This window comes from Mycobacterium sp., assembly GCF_035653355.1.
In the GTDB taxonomy this organism is placed as follows: Bacteria; Actinomycetota; Actinomycetes; order Mycobacteriales; family Mycobacteriaceae; genus Mycobacterium.
Genome location: NZ_DASRBZ010000373.1, coordinates 1 through 4,282, shown reverse-complemented (window position 1 = coordinate 4,282; position 4,282 = coordinate 1). Strand labels below are relative to the sequence as shown.

The following is a 4,282-nucleotide window of genomic DNA, read 5'->3' as shown; positions in this document are numbered from 1 at the left end:
AACACCGCACCGATCTGATCGGCTGCGCGGTCGCCGCCCAGCGCATGCTGGCCGGTCAGATCGAAACAATGCAGGTGCCCGCTAACCCGCTCGACATCCTGGCGCAGCACACCGTGGCGGCGGCCGCGCTGGAGCCACTTGACGCCGAACGCTGGTTCGACACCGTGCGGCGCAGCGCATCGTTCGCCACGCTGCCGCGCAGCGCGTTCGAGGCGACACTGGATTTGCTCTCCGGCAAGTATCCGTCGACCGAATTCGCCGAGCTGCGACCACGATTGGTCTACGACCGCGACAACGGAACGTTGACCGCGCGGCCCGGCGCGCAGCGGCTTGCGGTCACCTCCGGCGGGGCGATCCCCGACCGCGGACTGTTCACCGTCTGGCTTGCCACCGAAAAGCCCTCGCGGGTCGGCGAACTCGACGAAGAAATGGTCTACGAATCCCGGCCGGGCGACGTCATATCGCTGGGCGCGACCAGCTGGCGGATCACCGAAATCACCCACGACCGCGTGCTGGTGATCCCCGCGCCGGGCCAGCCCGCCCGGTTGCCGTTCTGGCGCGGCGACGACGTCGGGCGCCCGGCCGAGCTGGGCCGCGCGATCGGCGCCTTCACCGGCGAGCTGGCCAGCCTGGACCGCAAAGCCTTCGAAAAACGCTGCGCCGACTTGGGTTTCGATTCCTTCGCCACCGACAACCTGTGGCAACTGCTGGACGACCAGCGCACCGCCACCGCGGCGGTGCCCACCGACACCACGCTGCTGGTGGAGCGGTTCCGCGACGAGCTGGGCGACTGGCGGGTGATCTTGCACTCGCCGTACGGACTGCGGGTGCATGGCCCACTCGCGTTGGCGGTAGGCCGGCGGCTGCGGGAACGCTACGGCATCGACGAGAAGCCGACCGCCTCCGACGACGGCATCGTGGTGCGGTTGCCCGACACCCTTGCCGATGCAGGGCCGGACCCGGCGGGCTCACCGCCGGGCGCGGATCTGTTCGTGTTCGACCCGGACGAGATCGAGCCGATCGTCACCGACGAGGTGGGCGGTTCAGCGCTGTTCGCGTCGCGCTTCCGGGAATGCTCGGCGCGTGCCCTGCTGCTGCCGCGGCGACACCCCGGTCGCCGCTCGCCGCTGTGGCATCAGCGCCAGCGCGCCGCCCAGCTGCTCGACGTCGCTCGCAAATACCCGGACTTTCCGATCGTGCTGGAAGCGATCCGCGAATGCCTACAAGACGTCTACGACGTGCCGACGCTGACCGCACTGATGGCTGACATCGCTGCGCGGCGGGTGCGGCTGACCGAAGCCGAGACCGTCACGCCGTCACCGTTTGCGGCGTCGCTGCTGTTCGGCTATGTCGGAGCGTTCATCTACGAAGGCGACAGCCCGCTTGCCGAGCGCCGCGCCGCGGCGCTCTCGCTGGACACCACGTTGCTGGCCGAGCTGCTCGGCCGCGTCGAGCTGCGCGAGCTGCTCGACCCCGACGTCATCGCCGCAACCGGCCGGCAGCTACAGCACCTGTCGGCCGACCGGATGGCCCGCGACGCCGAAGGAGTGGCCGACCTGCTGCGGCTGCTGGGCCCGCTGACCAAGGACGAGGTCGCCGCCCGCGCCGGCGGCGCAGACGTCGGCGGCTGGTTGGAGGGACTGCGCGCCGCCAGACGCGCGCTGACAGTGTCTTTCGCCGGCCGGACCTGGTGGGTCGCGGTCGAGGACATCGGTCGGCTGCGCGACGGCGTGGGGGTCGCCGTGCCGGTCGGCGTGCCCGACAGCTTCACCGAGGCGGTCGCCGACCCGCTCGGGGAGCTGCTCGGCCGCTACGCGCGCACCCACACCCCGTTCACCACCGCCGAGGCGGCCGCCCGGTTCGGTCTGGGCCTTCGGGTGACCGCCGACGTCCTGGGCCGGCTGGGCGCCGACGGACGGCTCGTGCGCGGCGACTTCGTCGCCGACGCCCCCGGCGACCAGTGGTGCGACACCGAGGTGTTGCGGATTTTGCGGCGCCGGTCACTGGCGGCGCTGCGGGCGCAAGTCGAGCCGGTCAGCACCGCCGCCTACGCCCGCTTCCTGCCAGCGTGGCAACAAGTGGGTGCCGAAACCAACTCGGGCATCGACGGTTTGGTGGCCGTACTCGACCAGCTCGCCGGTGTGCGCATGCCCGCCTCAGCGGTCGAACCGCTGGTATTGGCGCCGCGGGTGCACGACTACTCCCCTGCCATGCTCGACGAGCTGCTGGCCTCCGGAGAGGTGATATGGTCCGGTGCCGGAACGATTTCCGGTAACGACGGCTGGATCACGTTCCACGCCAGCGACACTGCGCCGTTGACGTTGACCGCCGGCGCCGAAATCGAGTTCACCGACGCCCACCGCGCGATCCTCGACACGCTGGCCGGCGGCGGCGCATTCTTCTTCCGCCAGCTCGGTGACGGCGCTGCCCAGCTCAAAGCGGCTTTGTGGGAACTGATTTGGTCCGGCTGGGTCACCGGCGACACGTTCGCACCGGTGCGCGCGATGCTGGCCGGCGGCCCGGGCACCCGCAAACGAGCCACACCAGCACATCGACACCGGCGGCCACCGCGGCTCAGCCGCTACAGCGTCGCGCACGCCCAGACCCGCACCACCGATCCCACCGTGGCCGGTCGGTGGTCGGCCCTGCCGGCTCCGGAGCCAGATTCCACGCTGCGGGCCCACCACCACGCCGAACTCCTGCTGAACCGCCACGGCGTGCTCACCAAGGGCGCGGTGGCGGCCGAAGGCGTGCCGGGCGGATTCGCCACGCTGTATAAGGTGCTGACCGCGTTCGAGGACGCCGGCCGCTGTCAGCGCGGCTACTTCGTAGAGTCGTTGGGCGGCGCGCAGTTTGCCGTCGCATCGACGGTCGACCGGCTCCGCAGCTACCTCGACAGCGTCGACCCCCAGCGGCCGCAATACCGGGCGGTGGTGCTCGCCGCCGCTGACCCCGCCAACCCCTACGGTGCGGCACTGCCCTGGCCGGCCCGAGCATCCGATGATGAGGGCGCCGCCCGTCCTGGCCGCAAGGCCGGTGCGTTGGTCGCGCTGGTGGACGGCGCGTTGGCGTGGTTTTTAGAGCGCGGTGGGCGCTCGCTGTTGAGTTTCACCGACGATCCCGACGCCCACCATGCGGCCGCGGTCGCGCTGGCTGATCTGGTCGGTGCGCGGCGCGTCGATTCCATCCTGGTAGAGCGGGTCAATGGGGTGCCGGCACTGCAACTGCGGGAGTCGCCGATTCACGCCGCGCTGACCGGAGCCGGCTTCGCGAACACACCGCGGGGATTGAGGCTGCGCTAGCGAATGCCCGAGGGCGACACCATTTTTCACACCGCCGCCATACTGCGGCAGGCGCTGGCCGGTCGCAGCCTGACTCGCTGCGACATCCGGGTGCCGCGATTCGCCACCGTCGACCTGTCCGGGCAGGTGGTCGACGACGTGCTGAGCCGCGGGAAGCACCTGTTCATCCGCGTCGGGCCGGCTAGCATCCACTCACATCTGAAGATGGACGGCAGCTGGCGGCTGACCAGCGGCCGCGCGTGGACCGATCACCGCGTCCGAATCATCTTGGAGGCAGGGGACGTCCGGGCCGTGGGGATCGACCTCGGGGTACTGGAGGTGCTCGACCGCGCCCACGACGGCGACGTGGTCGCCCACCTGGGTCCTGACCTGCTCGGCGACGACTGGGATCCGCAGATTGCGGCCGCCAACCTCGTCGCCGAGCCGGACCGGCCGCTAGCCGATGCGCTACTCGACCAGCGGGTACTGGCCGGGATCGGCAACGTCTACTGCAACGAACTGTGTTTCGTCAGCGGACATCTGCCCACCACGCCGGTAAGCGGGGTCACCGATCCACACCGATTGGTGTCCCGAGCCCGAGATATGCTGTGGGCCAACCGCTACCGCTGGAGCCGCTGCACCACCGGCGACACTCGGGCGGGCCGGCAACTGTGGGTGTACGGGCGAGCCGGGCAGAGTTGCCGTCGGTGCGGCACGCCCGTCAGGCATGACAACACCAATGGGCGGGTGACGTATTGGTGCCCGGCCTGCCAACGTTGAATGCCCGAGGCGTGTCCGTCACGTTAACGATCCTGCCCGCGGGCTAGCGGCTCCCCGTAGAGCGTGGCCAATTCGATTGCGGCATGCGATGATCGCGATGTCAGCGACTTGGTTTGCGAGCCAGTTCGCGGTTGGGCTTAGCGGAGAGGTTCACCGAATGACGACCATCCGGATGCGCTCGCCTATCCCTGTGCGATCACTCTTGGGCGGCCTTGCTGTGG

Annotated in this window: 2 protein-coding genes; both read left to right on the top strand. The window is 70.0% G+C overall.

Features of this window, described 5'->3' with window-relative positions; translation table 11 throughout:
* The coding region (locus VFA16_RS12950; protein ID WP_324968198.1) for an Lhr family helicase at positions 1-3,302 on the top strand (3,302 nt) is incomplete at its 5' end.
* A 3-nt stretch (positions 3,303-3,305) separates the two neighbouring features.
* Positions 3,306-4,061, top strand: coding sequence for an endonuclease VIII Nei2 (gene nei2 / locus VFA16_RS12945; protein ID WP_324968197.1), 756 nt, complete (start codon positions 3,306-3,308; stop codon positions 4,059-4,061).
* Positions 4,062-4,282: the final 221 nt, after the last annotated feature.